Here is a 21,522-nt window from a genome sequence, read left to right as displayed (position 1 = left end):
CCAGAGAGCCTATCCTTTTATCAACTTGAATGTAACTGTAACCTGCCCATCTTTCAAAATCCTTACCATATAAACTCCTTTCGTGAGATAGCTTATGTTGATCTTTTGTATAGGGTCATTACTGTTGAACTGTTGAATCAACCTGCCACTTATATCCAGTAACTGGATCCTGTTGGAACCCGTAAGCCCCTTGATGGTAACGATATCGCTGGCGGGGTTGGGAGACAGGGTGATAGCGAATGCCTCATTTCCAAAATCTACGAAACGAACGCTGCTATATGCCAGTTTTCCATCGAGATCAATAATTTTCAAGCGGTAAAAATTAGCGCCCGGATATACATTATTATCGGTGAAACGATATTGCCGTTCAGAATTGCTGTTGCCTGCCGCTGCTACTTTACCGATAGTTATCCATTGATTGGAATTGCCTGATAACCGTTCTATTTCATAGGTTTCCGTGTTCAGTTCTTCGGCGGTTTTCCAGCTCAATTTTGCATTGCGTCCTTCCTTGACTGCATCAAAACTGATCAGTGTTACGGGCAACGCAGTCAGGTACGCGATATAGTAGTCCTCTATTTCTCCATTCACAACATTCACTTCGCCGTTTTGCAGTTTGTTGAAACCTGCATCCTGACCAGTAGCTGCCACCCTGATCGCGCCATTGAGCGCGCCGGTATTTGTTCCTCCGTTTAGTATGGTTACTGGCGCTGTGACTGTTACCGGGCTTCCGTGCTGAGTAACGCCTGAGGTGAAAACATCATCTGCATCTGTAAAGTTGCCATTACCATTTGCATCAACCCAAACTGCCCAATATACATTGGCAGGCGAGCCATTACCATTTACAGTGATCTCAAAATCGAAGGTGCCGGAAGGCATGTCTACATCGAAAATAAATGGATCTCCTGTTGTACCGCTGCCCGAAACAGCAGTTCCTCCTGCTTTCTTTACAACCAATCCGCCATTTCGCGCCTGGTTGGTTGCGCATCCTTCATCAGGATAATTGTTGTTATCTCCCAGCCATATCCTGGTGGCGCTTAGATCCAATGAGGGAAGGGTAGCAGATGCCCTGCTCCAGTTTACGGGACTGCTGTCATCGTAAGGCAAATTGCTATAATCCAGTTGTGTTGATTGCGGAGACCAGTCGAGATAATAGTCTTCCACCTCGCCATCTCCTGCCAGCAGGTGGCTGCGTTCATCAACAGTAGTGGTGGCAGTGTTATCGTTCAATACATCAGTTGTCAGCCTCAGTCTTACAAAGCTCCTTATTTGTTCAGCATCGCTCACACAGATTCCCGATGGCGTTAGTTCCGGATTAGTCCAGGTAATATTGATCACCTGTTGTGATGGGGAAGATGGTACGGGAACAACCACTGTTTCATTGCTGGTGAAAGCACCATCGCCGTTCCAATCTATGAACCCGTATAAATAAGCGGTACTGCCGGTATTATTGGTGAGCGGCACCGCTATTGTATAATCTCCGGGGATTTTTTCAGGTAGTGAAACAAACGCGTCTTCATCATTGCCCCTGCTATCGATATTGTCTCCATCTGCATTGTTTTCAACTCCATCAACGGTGACCTGCGGCCCATCATCAGCGTCAGCGGCAAGAGCCCCCAATTTCAGCGGGTTGGATTGCTGCGCATAAGTGATCTCATGTTTTGCACTGTCTTTCAGGTTGTACCTGTTATCCAGGTCGCCGAAATCGAAGGCCTGGATCCCGCACAGAGGGCCGGTAGAGGTGGTTTGATCGAAGTTGTATTCTGAAGGGCTTCCCGTACAACCATTACAGCCATCGGAGCCGCTGGCGGTATGGCCAACATATCCGTAACGATCGCTGCCTTCTTTTGCCATGACGCTGATATGTCCTCCCGCTTCAATATGGGTGATCTTACCTTGTAAAAGGGTTGAGCCATTGCCACTGGTCATAGCAGTTGGGATCATGGTACTTGTTGGCGAAACCGCACCTGAGATGTTACCATTATTGGTTCCGGCATGATAAGCCATTTTATCGGCGGTGATCAGCATGAGACGACCGTAAAAGGCATCATGGTTGTTTGATGAAATTTTGGTTACAACACCAATAGGAGAAGTAACATCCGTTTGGTTTCCGGCTGTTTCAGGCTCTTCATTCTTTTGTGTAATCCTTGTCCAGCCAGGCTGAGCAACAGTATTACCAATGCCCAATTGTCCCGCGTTGTTGTTGCCCAATACGTGCACCACGCCTGCCTGGTCAAGCACATAATATGATGCCGATATGTTACTTCCGTAACCGAGATCGATTTGTTTCACTGGGGTGGAGAGGCCGGCAGGACTTGTCATTTCTGTTGCATAATGCAGGGAAGTGGCAGCAGTGCCGTCTCCTGTAAACATGTTCCGTCCCCATGTATACAACTTCACGCCATCTGTAGCCAATGCCACGGCGCCGGTTGTGCGAACATCCAATATGCCGGTAAGTGGTACGCCAGCGCTTGTTTGCACCAGGTGCCAGCCGGTGCTGGAGTTGTCAGGCAACAGGTTACCGTCTCCCTGAACTGCATTAAATGCATCGGTAGTATTTGCACTGTTTACACTGCTTCTTATCCAAACCTGACCGCCGGTAGTAAGTAAAGCGAGGGAACCATTGTGGCTTGAATAGCTTCCGGCGCCACCAGTGCTATAGTAAGAACTGCCTGCGTCTATCATTTTTACCTGGGCAGGTGAAATGCCCGGAGGCAGACTGATGGGTTGCATGGCGGTACCGCTGGTAACGCTGGCTGCTACAACTCTGCCTTCAGTGCCCCATGCATAAAGTCCGGCTGTAGTTAAAATAAAATATTGCGCCTGGTTATAAGCGAGGGAAGAACCCGTTGTCAACATTCTTACGTCCCCAATAAAGTTAAATCCATTGCTGCCCGATACCAGCAGGGTAGGCGCAGTTAGATTGGTAACGCCATCGCCGTGGGTATTTTCACCAAATATTAAATATCCGCCACTGGCTGGCCTTACAATGGTAGCGTGGAATCCGGCCTGTATCGGATCCATGCTTCCAAGGCCGCCGCACTCTGCAATTGGAAAAATAGTGCCGGTTTCATCAACAGGAATTATGTAATCTTCAACTTCTCCACTGGGTGGCGTCGTACCATATAAACCCGTATTCAATCCATCTCCGATAGAACGTTCATCTACGGCAGGAGTAGCTGCATTGTCAGCCAGTGCCGTTGTGGTGAATCGCAGGCGCATATAGGTAGTAGGTTGCACACTGCCATACGGAGTGGCGGACCAGGTGATGGTGGCTGTTTGTGCGCCCGTAGCAGCGGTTACAGCCACTGAGGCATATTCGCCTGCAGAGAACCTTCCATCGTTGTTAAGGTCTATCCAGCCATGCAGTGTGCCGGTTCCGGTAATGCTTTTGAATACATTTACAGCAATACTATAGGAACCGCCGGGTATCAAAGCGGGTAAACTCATTGTTATGCCATCTTCATCATCACCGTCACCGTTCGGGTTATTGTTATTGGCGCCGGCAGCTACATTTTGTGGGGTTGCTTCCGTGTCATATACTGATCCGATAAATAGAGTGGAGGCAGGTTGGTGACGTGCGGGAATAGTTGCAGCAGCATCATTGTCCTCGTAGGTAGCAGGAACGTCGCCGAAATCATAAGATGGATTTACTTCAAGCCGGTAATCTTCAATTTCTCCTACTCTTGGCCCTGCAAGATATACTGCTGTTGCATCGCCGTCTGCATAAGCGCGTTCATCCACTGAGGTGCCGGCATTGTTGGTGGCCGCTGCATTGATGAACCGTAAACGCATGTACAGGTAAGCTGCATTTACATTGCGGCTTTGCGCGGCGGTCCAGGTAAGCGTTGCAGTGCCATCGATAGTACCGGTTGCAACGTTTGCAAAAGTGGCGGCTTCCGCATCTTCAAAGGTACCGTTGTTGTTGAAGTCGATCCAGCCCATCAGTGAACGTGTGGTCCCAGAGGTATTGGTTACCCTTACAGGCAGTGAAAAAACTGTATTGGGCTTCACTTTATAGAGAGATGGATCGATGCCGTCTTCGTCTGTGCCATCACCGTTAGTGCCGTTGTTATCGGTATTGGCTGCTACATTTTGTGCTGCAGCTTCCACATCAGGGGTGCCGCCTATCTGTAACAGGGCAGAGGAAATATTTCTTGCCGGCAAACCATTTTCATAACTGGCCGGGGCATCACCATAGTCGTAATTGGTGCTTACGGGGATTACAAAATCTTCCACTTCGCCAATGGAAGGCAATGCTGCATATGCTCCGGTACTTAATCCATCGCCGATAGCCCGTTCGTCTACAAGGTCATTATTGGCGCCTGCGGTAAGATCAGCAACAGCGCCAGCAGTGATGCGCAATCGCATATGAAGCTGCGCCGGCGTTGCAGGGTCGGGTATGCCATTGCTTTGGGCTGCGCTCCAGGTGAGCGTTACCGTTTGCGGATTAGCGGATGAGGGGACCGATACGCTCGTATATTCAAGGGCAGTGCCGGTATTTTCAAATCGTCCGTTATTATTGAAATCTATCCAGGCGTGTAAGGTTCGGGCAGAGCCAGTAGTGTTGGTGACTGAAACGTTCAATACATAACCACCACCGCGGGTGATGACGCCGGGAGTGGCTGCGTCTTCATCGTTTACCGCCAATATATTATCTCCATCGGCATTGGCAGAATGCTGTGCTGTGGCTTCGGCATCTGCCGGAAGCTGCCCCAGGTACAATGCCTGGCTGATAGCCTGTCTTGCCGGAACAGCCAGCGGAGTGGGAGTGGTCCTGTCATTGTCATAGCTGGCCGGGTTATCGCCATAGTCAAAATCAGTGATTACCTGCAACTGGTAGTCTTCTATTTCGCCAAGTGCCAAAGTGCCATATGCTCCGGTGGACAGACCATCACCAATGGCGCGTTCATCCACCAGGGTACCGGGCGTTCCTGTTGCATTGTCGGTAACAGAAGCGCCATCGGTAATGCGTAAGCGCATATACAGGTTGTTCGTCAATGCGGGGATGGCGGAAGTTTGTGCAGCCGTCCAGGTGAGTGTTACAGTTTGTTGAGTTGCTGAAGCAGGTACGTTCACGCTGGCATATTCCAGGGCGCCGGCAGTGTTTTCAAACCGGCCGTTGTTATTGAAGTCGATCCAGCCATGCAATGTGCGGGCTGCGCCTGAATTATTGAATACACTTACTTTTACGCTGTATGCAATGCCGTCGTATACGGGTATGAGCTCCAATACGCCGTCTTCATCCGGTCCATCTCCATTGGCGCCGTTGTTGGAAGCTGGTGCAGTAACGGCATTCGCCAGTGGGTTCTCCACATCGGGTATGTTGTTACCAAGTTTGAGGTTAGCTGAAGGCGCCTGCCTTGCAGGAACCGACAATGGAGTAGGAGTGGTCCGGTCATTTTCATAACCAGCGGGCGCATCGCCAAAATCTGCATTATCGGTTACCAGTAACTGGTAGTCTTCAATTTCGCCATCTGCATTTCCTTTACCATAACTTCTCTGGTCCCTTGCTGCGCCAGTAGCTGCGTTGGCTATAGAGGCGGCAGAGAGCCTTAGCCTTACATAGGTTTTCCCGGCAGTGATCACCGCTGGTGTCAGGGTATTGGTTTGTGCTGAAGACCATGTTAATGTCAGCAAAAGTGAGCCCGCAGCAGTATTGGTAAATGTAGCCTGGGTTTGTTCATTTACGTCAAACTCGCCATCACCGTCCAGGTCTATCCATCCGTAAAGGTATTTGGTGCCTGCTGTTAATGTCTGACCAATTGTTACGGGTACCTGCAATACGAATGGCGCGCCCTTTGTAATGGTTTGCGGAGTTGTAACAGCGTCCTCATCAGCGCCGTCTCCGTTGGTTGTATTGTTGTCTGCAGGTGTTGTAACAGATGCAGGAGCCAGTTCAAAATCGATGATATTGCCTAAGGTAAGAACGTAAGACTCGCTACTGTTGGTTTGAGAGGCCGGGTCGCCATTTTCATAAGACGCAGGAGCGTCGCCAAAATCTTTTATGATTGTCAACTGGTAGTCTTCAATTTCTCCGGGGGATACGGTGGTGTATGCACCGGTAGAGATCCCGTCTGCAATGGAGCGTTCATCAACGGCCGTGGTGCCTGTATTATCCCCGATAGCGCCATCCGTATTGGGTTGTAAGAGTCTCAACCGCATGTACACTTTATCTACCGCTATGGAATTAACCTGGGCGGCTGTAAAGGTAATATTGGCGGTTGTGGCGCCGTTGGCTACAGTTACAGCGGTTGCGGCTTCTCCTGCTTCAAATCTTCCATTATTGTTCAGGTCTATCCATGCATATAAAGTTGCAGAAGCGCCTGTGGAATTATTTACCGTTACTGTATAAATATTATTGCTTCCTGTTCTTATGTACAACTGGGTTGCAGCCAGTCCATCTTCTTCTTCACCATCACCGTTGGCGCCATTATTATCTGCAGGTGCAGTTACCGGGGATGGGTTGCTTTCCAGGCCATAAGCATTTCCCAGGAAGAGGTCATCAGTTGTATACTGACGGGCAGGTACAGCCGCTGCTGCATTATTGCTTTCGTAACTGGTTGGCGCATCTCCATAATCCAAATCAGTGGTTACTTCCAACTGGTAATCTTCTACTTCGCCCTCCAGTGGGGTGCCATATACAGCGCCGGATAATCCATCGCCTATACTGCGTTCATCTATTGCGGTTGTTGCTGCGTTATCTGCACCAGCTGTGGCGGTGAGGCGGATGCGCAGGTAAGCGTGACTACCGGTTATCAGGTTGGTTTGTGATCCTCTGAAATAAATGGTTTGATTACTGGTCCCGGCCGCTACCGAACGATACCCCTGCGTGGAGCCGGTAGCTGCGGTGTAGGCTGCTTCCGATAGTTCAAACTGCCCGTTGCCGTTAAAATCGATCCAGGCAATAAGCTGCGATGTGCTGCTTACGGTAACCGGTACGCTAAAAGTAAAGGGAGCTCCTTTTTTAATGACAGGCAAAGCGGTTGCATCCAGACCGTCTTCATCTTCTCCATCTCCGTTGCTGCTATTATTGTCCAATCCTGCATCCACGGAAGCTGCCGCGGTTTCATAATCGATCTGGGCCCCTATGCGGCGGGTGGGCACCGAGATCTGTCTTGCAGCCAGGCTGTTTTCATAGGCAACAGGCAGGTCTCCAAAATCAAATTCGTTTACATCTAACTGGTAGTCTTCCACTTCACCCAGTGATACGGTTGGCGCATTGGCTGAATTGGAAGCAGATGTGGCGCCATTTCCCAGTGCCCGTTCGTCAACAAGGGCATTATTGGCGCCCGAAGTAAAGTCGACAAGAGCTACAGAAGAGATCCTTATCCTCAGGTAGATGTTAGTGGCGCCGGCGTTTATGATATTTGTTTGTGTATTACTCCAGGTGAGTGTGCGGTTGGCTGTTGCTCCAATGGCGATACTGCCGGTAGTTCCTGTTCCGGTGGATGCCAGTTCATCAGGAGTGAATTTTCCGTCGGCATTCAGGTCCAGCCAGGCATACAGGTATCCTGCTGCTGTAGCCGCTGTTGGATTCTTTACCGGGACAGTGATGCTGTATGCTACGTTCTTAATTACGCTGGGTGGTGATGTTAATGCGTCTTCGTCGTCCTGTCCGTTGGCATTATCGCCTGCGCCGTTGTTTTCCTGGGGACTTGTTACGGAAGGCGCTTCTGTTTCAAGGTCAACCAGGTTGCCCAGCACCAGGCCACCATCTGCGTGTATGGCATGCCGTGGTGATCCGGAAAGATCGTTCTCAAAACTAATGGGCAGGTCTCCAAAATCATAGATGCGGGTTACGTCGATCTGGAAGTCTTCTATTTCGCCGGAGGCAACCTGTGCATGATCTGCGGCATTGGTTGTGCTTGCAGCGCCGTTACCAACGCTTCGCTCATCTATTAGCGCGCCACCTGATGCAGCCGTTGTAAAGTCGATAAGAGACCGGTTACTGAGGCGTAATCTAAGGTATAGTTTATCGATGCCATCGGGAATAGAAGCTGATTTAGTGGCCGCCCAGGCGAGCACCTGGGTGCTGCTTCCCGCCGTTGTGATCGTTTTAACTGCGTCTGCGGCTTCCGATAATTCAAATACCCCGTTATTGTTAAAATCGATCCAGCCATACAGATATGAAGTGGTACTGGCCAGATTGTTAACGGGAATGGTTATGCTAAAATATACACCTTTTTTAAGTATTTCTGTACTTACGTCAATGCCATCTTCGTCAGCACCATCGCCGTTAGGTGAGTTGTTATCGTTTGGTGATGTTACGGATGCCGGCGCTGGTTCTTCGTCTGGCTGCGATGCGCCCAATCTTAAACCGGAAAGTGTTTTGTGTACGGCAGGCGCAAAAACGCCGTCTTTGGTATTGTTGAAGGTATTGGGCGCATCACCGTAATCATATTGATTTGTTGTAATGCCCGCCCATGTGGAGGCAACATATATATTGTCCATCTCCAGGGTTGGGGAAGCGCCTGCAGTTCCCTGGTATAGGCCAACCGATGATAACGGGTAGGAGGCAGAGATATCAGCGCCGGTAGCGGCATTGTATTCAACAGATGCAGCGCCGGGTTCTGAAGAAACAGGAGAAGGGTCAACATACAGTTTAACTGCGTCATTAGTACTGCCTGCAACCACTTCGTATTTCAATACTAAGAGATAGTTGGTACCGAATGTTCTGGCTGTGGATTCATATACCGGCGCGCCGGTACCGCGAACAACTCCAAAGTTGAATCCTCCGCTTCCATCTGACCTGATATAAATCTTGCTCCCATAGGTGGCCGGTGAAGTACTGTTGCCTAATATAAAAAAGTAGTCGCCGGTAGCTGCGGCCGAAACATTCACCACCATAGCGGCATAGATTGTTGTATTGCTGGCAGTAAACGTACGGTATACATCCTGCCCTGTATTTCCCAATTGTACTTTGTTACCGATATCGTTGGTAAGGCTTCCGCTGTAACTTAAGTTGCCAGCGGCAACATTGACTACTGGTGTTCCTGAACTGCGAACCGTCCAGTTATTACTGGTAAGTGGAGTGCCACCAGTATAGTTGAAACTTTCTGAGAAGAGAGTTTGTGCAGATATTGGAGCGAGTGCGCAGGACATTATTACAAATATCCAGGCAATTGTTTTTAGCAAAGCCAACTTGATCATGATTGCAGGTTGCGGTTATTAATAGAATATTCAAAAAAATACAATGAATGTTGAAGGTCCTTTCCGGATTACCTGCAACAAAAAGATGAGTTATGGATAGGGGTATGGAAAAGCCACAATCAGTGAAGCCTGCAACCAAATAATCAGGGAAATCTTGTAAAATGATTTACTAACGGAGATGCACATGCAATAATAGATACAAATTATTTAAAACAGTATTCATTAGTTAAATATTTCGCAAGTTTCATGGAATTTTTAATCTGGCTGTATTGCTTTTTGGGAAAATATTGTGGTTCTACTTAGAGGAAGTACTATGGAAATATAAGAACTACTATTTTGTTTATAAGAACTACTATTTTTATATGTAACCTGGCTTTATCCAAACAGCAACTGCCGGAACTGGTAAATAAATACGAAATTGAATTGTGATTTTGAAACAACTTTAATAAACATCTTAACTGTGGGAAGAACGTTATCTAAACTTGAGAAAAGAAAATATGAAATACTGCTGGTTGCATTGCTTCAACATCTTTTCATAGGAATATTTCTTTCCGACATGGATTTCTATACCCGTGTTGTATGGCCCATTAACATGCTTTTACTTGGATTGGGAAGTATATTCCTGTTTATAGGGAAACATAGTTGGCAGCATTGGTTTCGCAACCTGCATTTCATATTGATCCTGCTCTTGCCCATAGGCATTCCTTTCTTCGGACAACTAAGCTGGTACTTTGCTTTCCTCAATATCAACTATGTAATTTTCTTTTGCTTCATATTTCTGGAAGTAATACGTTTCTTGATAAAGCCGGGCTATATCAATACAGATATCATTTCCGCCGCTGCCTGCGGTTACCTGCTGTTAATTGAGATTTCGGTATTCCTGTTACAGTTTTTTGAGAACCAGGACCATAATGCATTTAAAGGCTTAGATTATTCGTCGCCGGCACATACATTTATTGACCTGGTGTATTTCTGCTCTATAACCTTTACCAGCATTGGTTTTGGGGATATTACGCCTAATCTCCCGGTCACCAAACTCATTACGGCATTTATCGGTATTGCAGGACAATTTTATACTGTTGTACTGGTGGGCATTTTGATCAGCAAATTCAGCTCGAAACAATCTAAAGTATGAACATAAGTAGTCACTACAGATTATTGCACTTTATCCCCTGGACAAGGAGGAAGATTTACAAAATGCTGTTATTTAGTATTATCCCGACCTTATTGTTTTACTTGCTTAACTGGACATGGCTTGCCATTCCCTGGGTTCCTGTTGCATTGATCGGCACTGCAACCGCTTTCATATCGGGATTTAAAAATACGCAGACCTACAGCCGGATGTGGGAAGCCAGACAGGTTTACGGCGCTATCATCAATAGTAGTCGCGGTTTTGGCATAATGGTAAAGGATTTTATACGGGCAAATGATAAATCGCTGGAGTCTTCCTTGCATAAAGAAGTTCTTTACAGGCATTTTGCCTGGCTTACGGCTCTGCGTTTTCAACTGAGAGAAACTAAAAGTTGGGAAAATGTAAAAACAAAAAGCTATAACCGGGAGTATCTTAAATACTACAAAGTTCCCGAATGGGAAAGCAGGCTGGACGAGTCTTTGAAACCCTTTCTTGCGGATGAAGAATTGCATTATATTCTTTCTACCAAAAACAGGGCAACACAAATATTGGCAAAACAATCAGCCCGGTTAAAAGAACTGAACCAAAACGAAACAATAAACAACTACAGTTATGTGGCATTGGAAGGCGTACTGAAGGACCTGTACGACCAGCAGGGTAAATGTGAACGCATCAAGAATTTCCCGTATCCCCGCCAATTCTCGAGCATCAACCTGTATTTTACCAATGCGCTGTGCTTTTTGATCCCATTGGGTTTTATTGGAGAGCTGTCAAAACTAACAGATAAGAATGGTGAATGGATGATTTGGCTTACGATACCCCTGAGTGTATTGGTAGGCTGGATATTCCTGGTGCTGGAGCAGATTGGTGAGAGTACAGAAAATCCTTTTGAAGGAAATGCCAACGATATACCTATTACCCAGATCAGCCGGAATATAGAAATCGATTTAAGGGAAATGCTGGGCGAAAAAGATTTGCCGCCAGCCATTCAACCTCAGAATAATATCTTAATGTAAATATGTGATATGAGCGATCAACATTTAAACACAGTAAGGAGTTACTATCCTGATGCGCTGACATCTATAGAAACTGTCAACCGTCTTTTGGATACCATCGAAAGAGAACTAGGGTTAAAGCCCAATCAACTAATGCACGCCGACAGCATGTGCTGCGATGATGTGAATGCAATACAATACCCGCCACGGGCAATGGAAATGCTGGGCCCCTTCCACATGGGTGGACTTAACGGCTATCCCTTTGCAGGCATCACAGGGATGAATGCCTTTGCACATCACGTGCCCGAAGATGGAGCCGTTGTGATATTCTATGCGCCGCATATCGGCATTACAAAAGATGGAACAATAGGTGAGATCAGCCGTATAGGGCAAAGCAAAAATTCCGCATGTTGCGGAGCCGCAAAGGGGGCATTAGGGAATTTGCTTGCAGGAAAGATAATTGAAGGAAATATAAGTTCGCTCGATTTTCAGTTTAACACGATTGAACAGATTTTTGCGCATCACAAGCATAGGATTTTGAACGCTGGCAACCAGATATTTGAAGCCACAGAAGTAATGTACGAAGCTATCGACGACCGTATAGAAGTGCTGGTTAAAGAAACACATTACCCTTGCAAATATGTTCTGCTTGCAGGAGCAATTTTTATCAATGGCGATAAGGATATGGGATCTTTCTGTCAATATAAAAAGTTCGACTGCCTCAATCTTGAAACCGGGGAAAGAAGAAGCCTGATGAAGGCGTATTATGAATAGCTGGTTGATCAAATGTTCGCGGCCAGGTGCATCTTCCCTGATGTACCTGTAATGATCCATGCTCCGCTCAAAATACTTGCGCCTGTAGCTTCAAGCTGGCTATCAATCCTTCAAATACTGTTTAATTTCCTTAATATTCACAGAAGGAATAAAATCCTGGTTTTCATACAACGCAACCACATCATCTGTATTTACCAGGTCCAGTTCGGTAATATAGGTAGATCCTTTGCCGGCTTTCCAGGCGCCTTCCCAGATACAAGCCAGATAATACGCACCATATACAAATATTTCCGCCATAGCTTCCGCGCCAACTTTCTCCCACATTTTTTCTGCAGTGGCGGCATCGCCTATTCCTTGTTGGTCCCGGTATTTATAAACTACATCCACCAGTTTTTTAGGTGGCACCAGCTTAAAGGTCTTCTTCATCATTTCTACGGTAGCACCGGCAGCCTCTTTTCCCTTTGTTATGGGTAGAATGGTTTTAAAATCTGTTTCCTTACTTCGGGTACGCGCCAGCGGCAGGATGTCTCCAATGAACTTATTGATCATGGTAGTTTCAAAAATGGAATGTACATGTTCTCCTTTTTTTGTACCATCAGGCAAAGGTTGTCCATCGAACATGTAAGAGATATGCAGGGGTTGACAGGCATCGCCCACATAGTGAGACAGAATACCCGCCGCAGTTACAAAGCCCGTGCCATCACCCTGTTCCGCGTATTCTTTCATAGCATCGAAGAACTGCCAGATCCGGAAGGGGAGAATCCCTTTGCTCTTATCCATTACTGCTGGATCAGTGTAATAACTCAACCATTCTTCCGGTGTCAGGAACTGCATGTTATCATACTTTCCTTTGCAATAATCCAGTAAGGTTTTGCCGGTAGAATCTTTTTTATCCATGTCTGCAAAATGGTTGGGGCTTTCCTTTCCTCGTTTGATCCCTGTAATCTTGCTTTTCCAGACCAGGTCAGGCACATCTGCCAGTGGCACAAATCCATAGTCCTGTTTCATTCTTTTAAGGCCACTGTCGATGTTTTTGATGTTGAGATCATCATATCCAAACGTGATTACTTCCAGGTTGGCCTGGAGTAGTGATTTCAATTTCTGGTTCTTTACCATCTGGCAGGCCAGGTGTGCGATGGAAAAATGGCCGAGTTTCCCCCAGGTATAATCATTGTCGAGGTTCCAGCCGCGGACGAGATCCACTTCCAATGCCCTGAGCACATTGCTCAGGCAGGTGGCCAGGCCGTAAGCGCCTTTTGTTATACCATTGCCATCTATGAAAGTATGTTGTCCCCATTGCACAGCAATGGGCATGAGTACTTTTGTATTTTCATTTTTGTCGCTATTGGTTTCTTCCGTTTCCAATAACCAGAGTGCACCTGAATCTCCCTGTTTGGTTTCGATCCCGGGCTGACCGCTGCCAGTTCTCGGGCCGATGAGGAAATCCGATGCATATTCATATCCCCCTACAGATTTGAACCGGTAGAATAGTGCGGCAATTTCTCCTTCCATTTTTCCTGAAATAGCGCCGAAGCCCACAACCCGGCTGCCGATCAGTTTCAGGGTGAAGTTTTGGGAATTGAGGTCTGCGAGCTTACCGTATTGGCCTATCTTCTCAAGACCAAATACATCAGTGCGCCACATCTTGATATCATCGATCTCTATCAATCCGATATCCGAATTGATGTACAGGTTTTTGCTGCTCCATTCCGGATATACCGAATCAAAAGACAGATTACCCAGGTGCAAGCCGCTGCTTTTGCCGATAGGCGTGAGCACGCCTTTCAATCGGGTATAGATCACTGTTCCTTCATCTCCGGCAACATGCCTGTTGGTAAGCGCGTAGTATTTGTTTCCATTGGTTACGATACAGGTGATGGTGGCAATCCGCTGCACGCCCTGTGATTCCACTATCAACGGAAATCCACCACTGATCAGGTTATTGGGAAAAGTGATCTCTGTACCTACGGGAATGGTTTCCACTATTCCATCTTTAGGCGCTTCCACAACGCAGATGGGGACAATTTTGCCATCTGGCATATATACATTCTTTGGTACGATCTCATTCAGGTTCTCATACTTACTGAGCTCTTCATCTTTCATCCATTCTTTTACAATCACCAGTATGCATGGCCATGAATACTGCCTTACTTCCGAGTTCTGCAGCGTTTTTGGGCCACGGTTAGGTGTATTTGAAACAGCCGTATAGGTTTTTTCCCAGGGAAGGGGATCGGTCTTCCTGATCCTGTATCGGCCAATAGCAGTGGCAATCACATTTTTCTTATTCAACAGGTGGAAATGAAACATCTCCCTGGCCCTGATCAGGTCTGTGAGGGACAGATCATTAAAATCCCTGTCGGGCGACAACACTTCATTTTTGTTGATGATGAACATAGACGTTGGTTTAATGGATATGAACCAATATAGTAATAAATCGGTGAGGAATTACGCCAGGCATTAACCCTCCAGAGCAGGGAAGCGGCTTGATTAAGAACGAATGCGTAACACAAGTATACTGATTTAATATTTGTTTAGAAAAGGTGTTTTTCTGGTATTTAGATGTCCCGGCCATTGCCGGTAGAACTACACCAACCCGGAGATTGGCGTAGTTCCTAAGGTGGCGTTGCAGCTGAAGCATTCTAATAGGATGCTTTTTTGTTATCTCAAATGTTCTTTGCACAACTCATAATACCTAAGCCTGTCCATAAGCCCATTAAATCCTCCATTGATCCTTTTCACAATCAGTTCCATTTCATCTTTCAATGCTTCATCATTCAATCCTTTGGCGATGGAGAATATCCAGCAGGCTGAGTGCATGCCTGCTTCATGATCCGATCTTAACAACCTTGCCCATTCCTGCTCAGACCTGGTGATATTGAACTTACGGTCCATCCAGCTAGCGAAGCGGATGAAGTTGTCTTTGCCTGTCATTTGTATAGGACCCGAACCACGAAACTCCCATCCGTCCAGTGGCGAAGTATTCCCCATTCTGCCGTTGTACACTTTTGCAGCCAGCAATTTTGGATTATTGGCATAAGGCTGCGCCGATTTGATGGTTTTGAATCGATTGGGCCACACTGCCATCAGCCTGCCGGATGAGTAATTCAGGTTCTCTTCATACCGGCAGAACTCATTGGATTCATGGAGCAGATTGGCAAGGAACTCATGAAGGACCATTGTGCTGATCCCGTACAATGGACAAACTTTATTGATCACCGGAGCAATATCCTTTGCAGCAGGCGCACCGGTTTTCCAGCAGATCCGCTTCAGCGACCCTGCTGAAATCAGCGGCGCATTCATCGTTCATCCATTTGAAATGGATGTGCCCTCCGCAGCTGGTATCGCTTTTTCAGCCAGAAGCCAAGGGTAATGCCCGCACCACCACCGGCCCAGATGTACCAGGGGATACCTGTTCTTTTGGTGAGTCTTCGTTTTTGCACCAGCGTTAGGTCCTCCAGGTTTCCTGTCTGAAATTCCTGAGCGGACGCTGTGGACTCCTGTTCCCGGAGACTATCCCGTGAGGCGGACTGCTGAAAGATGATCGCTTTCTGTTTGCCGCGTTCTCTGATGGTGCGTCTGATTTGCACCACTTTACCGGAGGATGTGTTTCCTGTTACAGCGCTGTCTTTGCCCGGGGTACTATATTCCATCACCTGTTCTTCTATCCATCTATCAAAACCATTACCGGTGCGGGAAATGGCAGACATTTGGGAATACTTTACCCGCGCAGCTTCCTGCGACTGGATTTCTGAGCTGTTACCGGCGCTTACCTGATAGCTTTTGGCAACTGCGTATTGATCTTCTGATACTTTCTGTACGGTCCTGCAGCTATATAGCAACAGGAGCATGGTAGTGAAGAAGAGTGTTTTCATGATCTTACATTTTAGTTTTTGATTGTTGTCTGTACAGCCATCCGAAAATACCGGCCACTATTGCGCCCTGCAACTGGCCGATATAGTAAGTGGCGATTTCCTTGTTCTGTTCCGGCAGTCCTTTGAAGAAGAGCAGGAAGCCAAGGATATTGAGGCTGATGATGCAGGTAACGGCAACGATCACCTGCACCGACACCTTATTGATCTTTTCCCACATCTGAATTGGATTTGGTGAAAAAATGAAAAAAACTACTAACCAAAGCCGAAACCGGTTTACGTAAAATGCTTATACGACAGCACTTTCAGCGTATAATACCTTCATCGGATTGCGTTTGTCTGCTCTCAGGAGGTACATTTTTCCATTCACTTCCTGGTAGTATTCAACAGACATTACCAGCATCAAGGTCAGCTGGGTGTTGGCTGTAACCTGGTTCTCCAGGTTAGCCACTGTTACTTCTGCTTTTTGAATAGGGATGTACTCTGTTTGAGCGATGTTTACATTCACGTCTGCATTGGGTATGTCCAGTTCTGCACCGGCTGTTACCAGCCTGAAGTGGGTGGCGCTCTGATAAGAAGCCAGTTCTTTTACAGGGATAAAAGGCGGAAAAGTGATCACGAACTTTCCGGTGACCCTGTCCACAGTAAAAGTGAAATCCAGGGAAAGAACTGATCTCAGTGAAGCATTCCTGTTGAACTCGAAATCCTTCATGAGGCCAAAATTCCCTTTGGCAACAAGCCTCTGGCCACGATCGTTGATGGAATCGGTTTTCAATACTTCCATCAACTGCTTTTGCAGGCGGCCTGTTAAATGCCTGCCGGGATCTGCGCTCTTGATGAGCGACTGGAAACCGTTCCTGATCAGGCGGGTAGTTTCTGAAACGTTGTTGAACTCTGCGAGGTTCTCCCTGGTGCGTTCAAACGAATTCTGATTTTGGATCCTGGACCTGTTCAGGCTTTTTGAATTACCGGATTGGTTTTGTGCCATAACATTGTTTTTAATGGATGATGAAATGTTTGACCGGTCAACTATGATGATTCCTGGAATGCAGAATGTGGATGCGTTGCCATGAGGCAGATTGAGGTCAGGTACGCGGAAATTACAGGTGGAAAGTAGAGAGATAGTAGTCAGATCCTGTTCAAAACAGGCGGGATAGTACTGAGATAGTACTGAGACAGTACTGAGAAAGTAGTGAGACCTCAGTGTTATTGCAGAATGCTTTTTGTGTTGTTGCCTTGTGCGCATAAAAAAAATCGTTGTGAGCACAAAGCTGCGATGCTCACAACGATCCGTTTTCATAGGTGTATACGACTCGTATACAATTTTTCCGGATTTTTTTTCCGGTTGCTATTGGGGAGCAGCAGTGCTATCCGGAAGATCCAGTTGATCCGCGAAGTTTTGGAGTAAACACGCTTTCATTTTGTCTGTGAATTTGGTGGGCTCCAGTTTTCGCATTTTGATGTGATAGATATAGTCGTAGATATTCCTGAGCTCCACACCGAATGTTTTGCTCATTACCGCTACGATGGTTTTGATATCACATTTACCACCGTTGAAAGCGCGGCTAAGATGCAGTCCATAGATCAGTTCCATGAATGCGCTCTTGCTTTCGCTCCAAACCAATACCGGAGCTTTGGAATCTTTGGGGGCCGGCATTTGGGAGGGGAGCAGCTGATGCAGTTGGTTCAGCAGGTAGTCCTGGAATTGATAATTGGCCAGGAGTTCTGCCATCATAAGATCCCTGGGCGTGTAGAAGCCCGGATCTGTTCCGCAGATAAGGTGTTCGGGAGATGGTTCCACATCCTGTTGCCCACGTACAAAGAATGTGCTGTCAAGATGTGTGCTGTTTGTTCTGTAATAGAAATAGAAATGATGATTGGTTTCAAAAAACTGGTTGATCTGGAGAAGCTTGTTCTCCAGGTAATGTTGTTGTTTTTTGATGTCACCCATTGGCCATGCGTAGTGCAGCCGGTACACCATAGCGTTGAAATAGAACTCACATACAAAGCGGGGTTTGATGTGTTTGAAGAAATGGATCTCCTGATCTTTTGGAATGTTCCGGAAGGTTTTGAGCTGCTTTCTCAGTTGCCTGATATGCTCGATGCATACGGGCAAAGCGGCCTGAGATTGTTGCAGGGGAGAGTTGTGGGAATTGCTTACCTGCGCCAGTTGCTCGTGCAGGTTGGAAAGTAGCTGTTCGGAGAGCTCTAGTAAGGTTCTCATAGATGTAGTCATTTTAAATGAGAAAATTGAATGCTATCTATGCTACCCGTTTTTCAGAAACCTGCTACTATGAATTCAGAACCTTGAGTTGCTGACAGGTATTTGATACAGATGATGTAAAAATACCAGAGTGGTGAAAAAATAAACCGTGGGTTATGTTTAAGGTCGGATTTTTTTTTGAGTAAAAATGAAATTTATTACCTGTTTTTTTAAAATTCCTGTGTGACATAAAGAAGCAAATATGTGCAGAAATAAATACAGGTTAACTTTTACTGAGAATGTTTTGGATTTCATTAACGATGTTGGTTTCAATCAGGGAATTTTGATTGTGTAGGTGAGACCTCATATATGTGGAACTTGTGAAAGCTTGTTTATGTGTTGGAAGATAGCCGTCTGGGCATAGAAGAGGCTCTCGGCCATGAGTTGAAGTTTATACAGTTCATCCAGGTAATCCTCCACTTCGTTTTCGTCTACGGTATTTTCAGCCTTGTGCATAAAGCGAACATAATTGATTCTCAAAGATTGGATCCTTTGTTTGTCAATGGCAGATTCTCTGCAAAACACATTTCGGATTTCAGGTACATAAAATTGCAGGAGGTGAATTTGCCTGTCTATATTATGTGTGCCTAATCGGTACCCGATGCTCGTTTGCATTAGCATACACAGGAATTGTTCTGCAGAGACGTGCATACAGAAAGCAGCTGTGTCGTATTCCCCTGCTTTGAATTGAGTACCTGCCATTTCCCGGAAAGCGAGGCCCCGCCTGTACCAGGAGATCAGCTCCGGGTTATGGTTTGTGGTGTCCTGGCCTACGGGAAGCGCTCCCAGGTTTGAATCTTTATCATAGATAAGCTGTGAGGATTGCATAACTGTAATAGCAAAGCGATTTCCCTGCAGGAGTAAATTAGCAAACTCATTTTTGTTCATAAGGATGATACAGACCGGAATGAAGCCCTGGCATCTTTGTTCAATCTTATCGATGGCTGCATGTCTGTCCATATTTGGGACATCGGCCAGTACGAATAACTGCAATTCTGCAGGATTTTGGAGGAGAAAGCCGGGTTCAGAGAAAATGGTAAAGGCTTGTTTTTCCTTATTGCAGTAGGCGAGCAGTACGATCCTGGAGGCAGGAACTGATTTGGTAATGATGTCTGAAACCTTTTGCAGGAGTGGATTTGATTGCATGTAACAAGTTTTAGATTAAGATTGGATTCGTTGGGCAGGGAGCTTCTGCGGGTTGCAGAAGCTGACAACAAAATATTAATTTCCCTGCTACAACGAACAATTGGAAGAAAAGAAATAATTAGTTGGATGGCTCTGTGGAATTGATCAGGTGTGCGAGCTCAATGAGGTTGCCGATGCGGCGGAGGAAATCGATAAGGAGCCATTTGTCTTGTTTGTCTAAGTCGCCGTAGGATTCCGTGATGGTGGTGTCGCGGAGATCTTCCAGGTCTTTACGGACTTTTTCAAGGGAATCTCCATTGAAGAACTGACGAATGCCAATTGCAGGATTGGCTTGTATTTCCGGTGGAAATGAGATTGTTGGGATCTGTTGATCCGTGGTTTGAATACAGGACATAAAAAAAAGTAGATTTTAACTGGTTAAAAAATACAGTTTGACGTAGCATGTCCTGGTAATGATTTTCCTGAAGAGTGAAGGGTATCTGTGAGGCATACCCGATTGGCATTGGTTAAACTTATTTCTTATGCAAATTTGGATTAATTATATTTGTTAAGAGGGGATTGGATGGTTGTGTATCTGAATAATTTCAACTTTAAAACAACTGAATATGGAGCAGGAATTTACTGTGTTGGAGAATAAGATGGTGGGAAGGAACTTATATAAGATAAGGAAGATAAGAGAGAAGAAAGCTGCTGATGTTGCGGATCATATAGGTATAACTGAAGCTGCTTATACTAAGTATGAAAGAGGGGAGAGTAAGATCACAATTGACTTAATTCAGAAGGTTGCTGAATATTTGAAAGTTGACCCGATAAATTTGATTACATCTTCGACCGGGCATTTTATTGAGATTGGAAGTAATTCACCAGCGGCTGGGATCAATAATTATAATGGGGTTGATGAAAAGCTGATGGTGTTGGTGACGAAACTTATAGAAAATCAGATGGCGATGAATGACAAGATAATGCGGTTGTTGGAAAAGCAGAATCAGTAGCCGCTTTGCTTAGAATGATACTGCTAAAGCAGATTATTACTTCCTTAAATAGTATACAGCCGTATTGATTTAGATAGCCCCGTAATTCTCATGACAGTAGAGGAATTTGTAAAGAACTTTTACCTGGAACGTCAGTATTTGATTGAATCCTATTTTGAATCAGGAAGCAGTGCGGACGTTTCTGCATTAATCAAGGCACTTAACTTTGACGATATACAAACCGAAAGATTACGGCAAATACTAGGTGCAACTTTGCGGGATGCATTTTACACAATATTATTAGGTCTTGACGGAGAAGCAACTATTGGCCGGGATCAAATAAATTACAAACTACTTGACGAGGAAAATAATGAATTGACGGGTGGTGATATTGAAGCATCTGCGTTTGACTATTTCCACAACAATAAGTTTCAGGTAGATAAAGGCGAGGCAGATTTCATTGCGACCTTAACGTATTTGCCTACTGAAGAAGGAGGACGACAATCTCCTGCGTTTTCAGGGTATAGGCCGCATATTAAATTCCCTTTTTCAGAGATGCATACATCCGGACAACAGACTTTCATTGATAGAAAGATTGTTTTCCCAGGCGATACTGTAGAAGCTGAAATAAAAATAATTGCTGTTGAACAGTTTGCTGGAAAACTTACTGAGAAAATGAAATTTGAATTTGGAGAAGGGGAGAGGATTGTAGGAGTGGGGGAGATAAAGCATATTGTGAATTATAAGCTGAGATAGAAATAGCGAAATTAATTTCTTAAGCAATAAACGAAAATTTAAACCATGTAATAATAAAGACGGGATTTATGTTGATGACATGAAATCTACCATTAGTTTTTGAAGTCCCCAATCTGCGAGTTCGAATATTCTTCATAAATACCCACTTGCCTTTTTTCGAAAATAAAAGATTAAGCTTTCTACGCTTTTCGCCCAAATGCACACACTTACCAAGAATATTGACACACTTGTACAATTTTCATATGAGATTAACTTGAATTTGATTTTTTGAATTAGATTAGATGTGGTATTTTAAGTGGACCATTAAACCTTTTTCCGTGAATTGCACGAGCCTCATGTTGTGTTTGTTTCTGCTGACTGTATCCACTATAGTCAGATCGCAAGAGGATGTTTCTTCCGGCAATAAGCTTGCCCAGTTCCCCGCTCGTTTTTTAAGTCAACTTCAACAAAAAACAACTTCCCTCGA

14 protein-coding genes are annotated in these 21,522 nt (G+C 45.6%); 5 read left to right on the top strand and 9 right to left on the bottom strand.

Features of this window, described 5'->3' with window-relative positions:
• Positions 1-9: 9 nt before the first annotated feature.
• Positions 10-9,150 carry a T9SS type A sorting domain-containing protein gene (locus D9Y29_RS03685; RefSeq protein WP_127125121.1) on the bottom strand — a complete coding sequence of 3,047 codons (9,141 nt, stop codon included), beginning with the start codon at positions 9,148-9,150 and terminating at the stop codon, positions 10-12.
• 460 nt (positions 9,151-9,610) lie between these two features.
• Between D9Y29_RS03685 and D9Y29_RS03680 the strand changes: the two genes are divergently transcribed.
• From D9Y29_RS03680 to D9Y29_RS03670, 3 genes are read left to right on the top strand one after another with little or no spacing between them, the layout of a single operon-like run.
• Positions 9,611-10,285, top strand: coding sequence for a potassium channel family protein (locus D9Y29_RS03680; protein WP_206513707.1), 675 nt, complete (start codon positions 9,611-9,613; stop codon positions 10,283-10,285).
• Positions 10,282-11,298 carry a bestrophin family protein gene (locus D9Y29_RS03675; protein ID WP_127125119.1) on the top strand — a complete coding sequence of 339 codons (1,017 nt, stop codon included), beginning with the start codon at positions 10,282-10,284 and terminating at the stop codon, positions 11,296-11,298. The genes D9Y29_RS03680 and D9Y29_RS03675 overlap by 4 nt, the downstream gene beginning before the upstream one ends.
• A 9-nt stretch (positions 11,299-11,307) precedes the next feature.
• Positions 11,308-12,051 (top strand): hypothetical protein, encoded by a 744-nt coding sequence (locus tag D9Y29_RS03670; protein ID WP_127125117.1) that lies wholly within the window; start codon positions 11,308-11,310, stop codon positions 12,049-12,051.
• A 102-nt stretch (positions 12,052-12,153) separates the two neighbouring features.
• On the opposite strand, the gene D9Y29_RS03665 is transcribed toward D9Y29_RS03670, so the two are convergent.
• The 8 genes from D9Y29_RS03665 to D9Y29_RS03630 all read right to left on the bottom strand — a co-directional run bounded on the left by D9Y29_RS03665 (position 12,154) and on the right by D9Y29_RS03630 (position 19,723).
• A complete protein-coding gene (locus tag D9Y29_RS03665) occupies positions 12,154-13,830 on the bottom strand; it encodes a Nal1-like putative serine protease (protein ID WP_478356211.1) in 1,677 nt (558 codons plus the stop codon).
• Positions 13,831-14,709: 879 nt separating this feature from the next.
• Positions 14,710-15,351, bottom strand: a complete 642-nt coding sequence (locus D9Y29_RS03660) for a glycoside hydrolase family 19 protein (protein WP_127125113.1) — start codon at positions 15,349-15,351, stop codon at positions 14,710-14,712.
• Complete coding sequence (locus D9Y29_RS03655; RefSeq protein ID WP_127125111.1) at positions 15,348-15,923, bottom strand: hypothetical protein; 576 nt, start codon at positions 15,921-15,923, stop codon at positions 15,348-15,350. The genes D9Y29_RS03660 and D9Y29_RS03655 overlap by 4 nt, the downstream gene beginning before the upstream one ends.
• Positions 15,924-15,927: 4 nt before the next feature.
• Positions 15,928-16,140: a hypothetical protein gene (locus tag D9Y29_RS03650; protein ID WP_127125109.1), complete on the bottom strand. Its 213-nt coding sequence runs from the start codon at positions 16,138-16,140 to the stop codon at positions 15,928-15,930.
• A 69-nt stretch (positions 16,141-16,209) separates the two neighbouring features.
• Positions 16,210-16,908, bottom strand: coding sequence for a hypothetical protein (locus tag D9Y29_RS03645; protein ID WP_127125107.1), 699 nt, complete (start codon positions 16,906-16,908; stop codon positions 16,210-16,212).
• Positions 16,909-17,268: 360 nt separating this feature from the next.
• Positions 17,269-18,144, bottom strand: coding sequence for an RteC domain-containing protein (locus D9Y29_RS03640; protein WP_164735242.1), 876 nt, complete (start codon positions 18,142-18,144; stop codon positions 17,269-17,271).
• 342 nt (positions 18,145-18,486) lie between these two features.
• Positions 18,487-19,329 carry a HEPN domain-containing protein gene (locus D9Y29_RS03635; protein WP_127125103.1) on the bottom strand — a complete coding sequence of 281 codons (843 nt, stop codon included), beginning with the start codon at positions 19,327-19,329 and terminating at the stop codon, positions 18,487-18,489.
• A 118-nt stretch (positions 19,330-19,447) separates the two neighbouring features.
• Entirely contained in the window at positions 19,448-19,723 is a 276-nt protein-coding gene (locus D9Y29_RS03630) for a hypothetical protein (RefSeq protein ID WP_127125101.1), read from the bottom strand.
• Positions 19,724-19,934: 211 nt separating this feature from the next.
• Here D9Y29_RS03630 and D9Y29_RS03625 point away from each other — a divergent pair, with 211 nt between their 5' ends.
• Both D9Y29_RS03625 and D9Y29_RS03620 read left to right on the top strand, forming a co-directional pair.
• On the top strand, positions 19,935-20,321 hold the full coding sequence (locus D9Y29_RS03625; protein ID WP_127125099.1) for a helix-turn-helix domain-containing protein: 387 nt from the start codon (positions 19,935-19,937) through the stop codon (positions 20,319-20,321).
• Between the two features lie 90 nt (positions 20,322-20,411).
• Positions 20,412-21,056: an EF-Tu C-terminal domain-related protein gene (locus D9Y29_RS03620; protein WP_127125097.1), complete on the top strand. Its 645-nt coding sequence runs from the start codon at positions 20,412-20,414 to the stop codon at positions 21,054-21,056.
• The last annotated feature ends 466 nt before the right edge of the window (positions 21,057-21,522 follow it).

Source organism: Pseudoflavitalea rhizosphaerae (assembly GCF_003991355.1).
Lineage (GTDB): Bacteria > Bacteroidota > Bacteroidia > Chitinophagales > Chitinophagaceae > Pseudobacter > Pseudobacter rhizosphaerae.
Note: the sequence above shows the minus strand (reverse complement) of the source record. Positions and strands in the feature narration are given on the sequence as shown.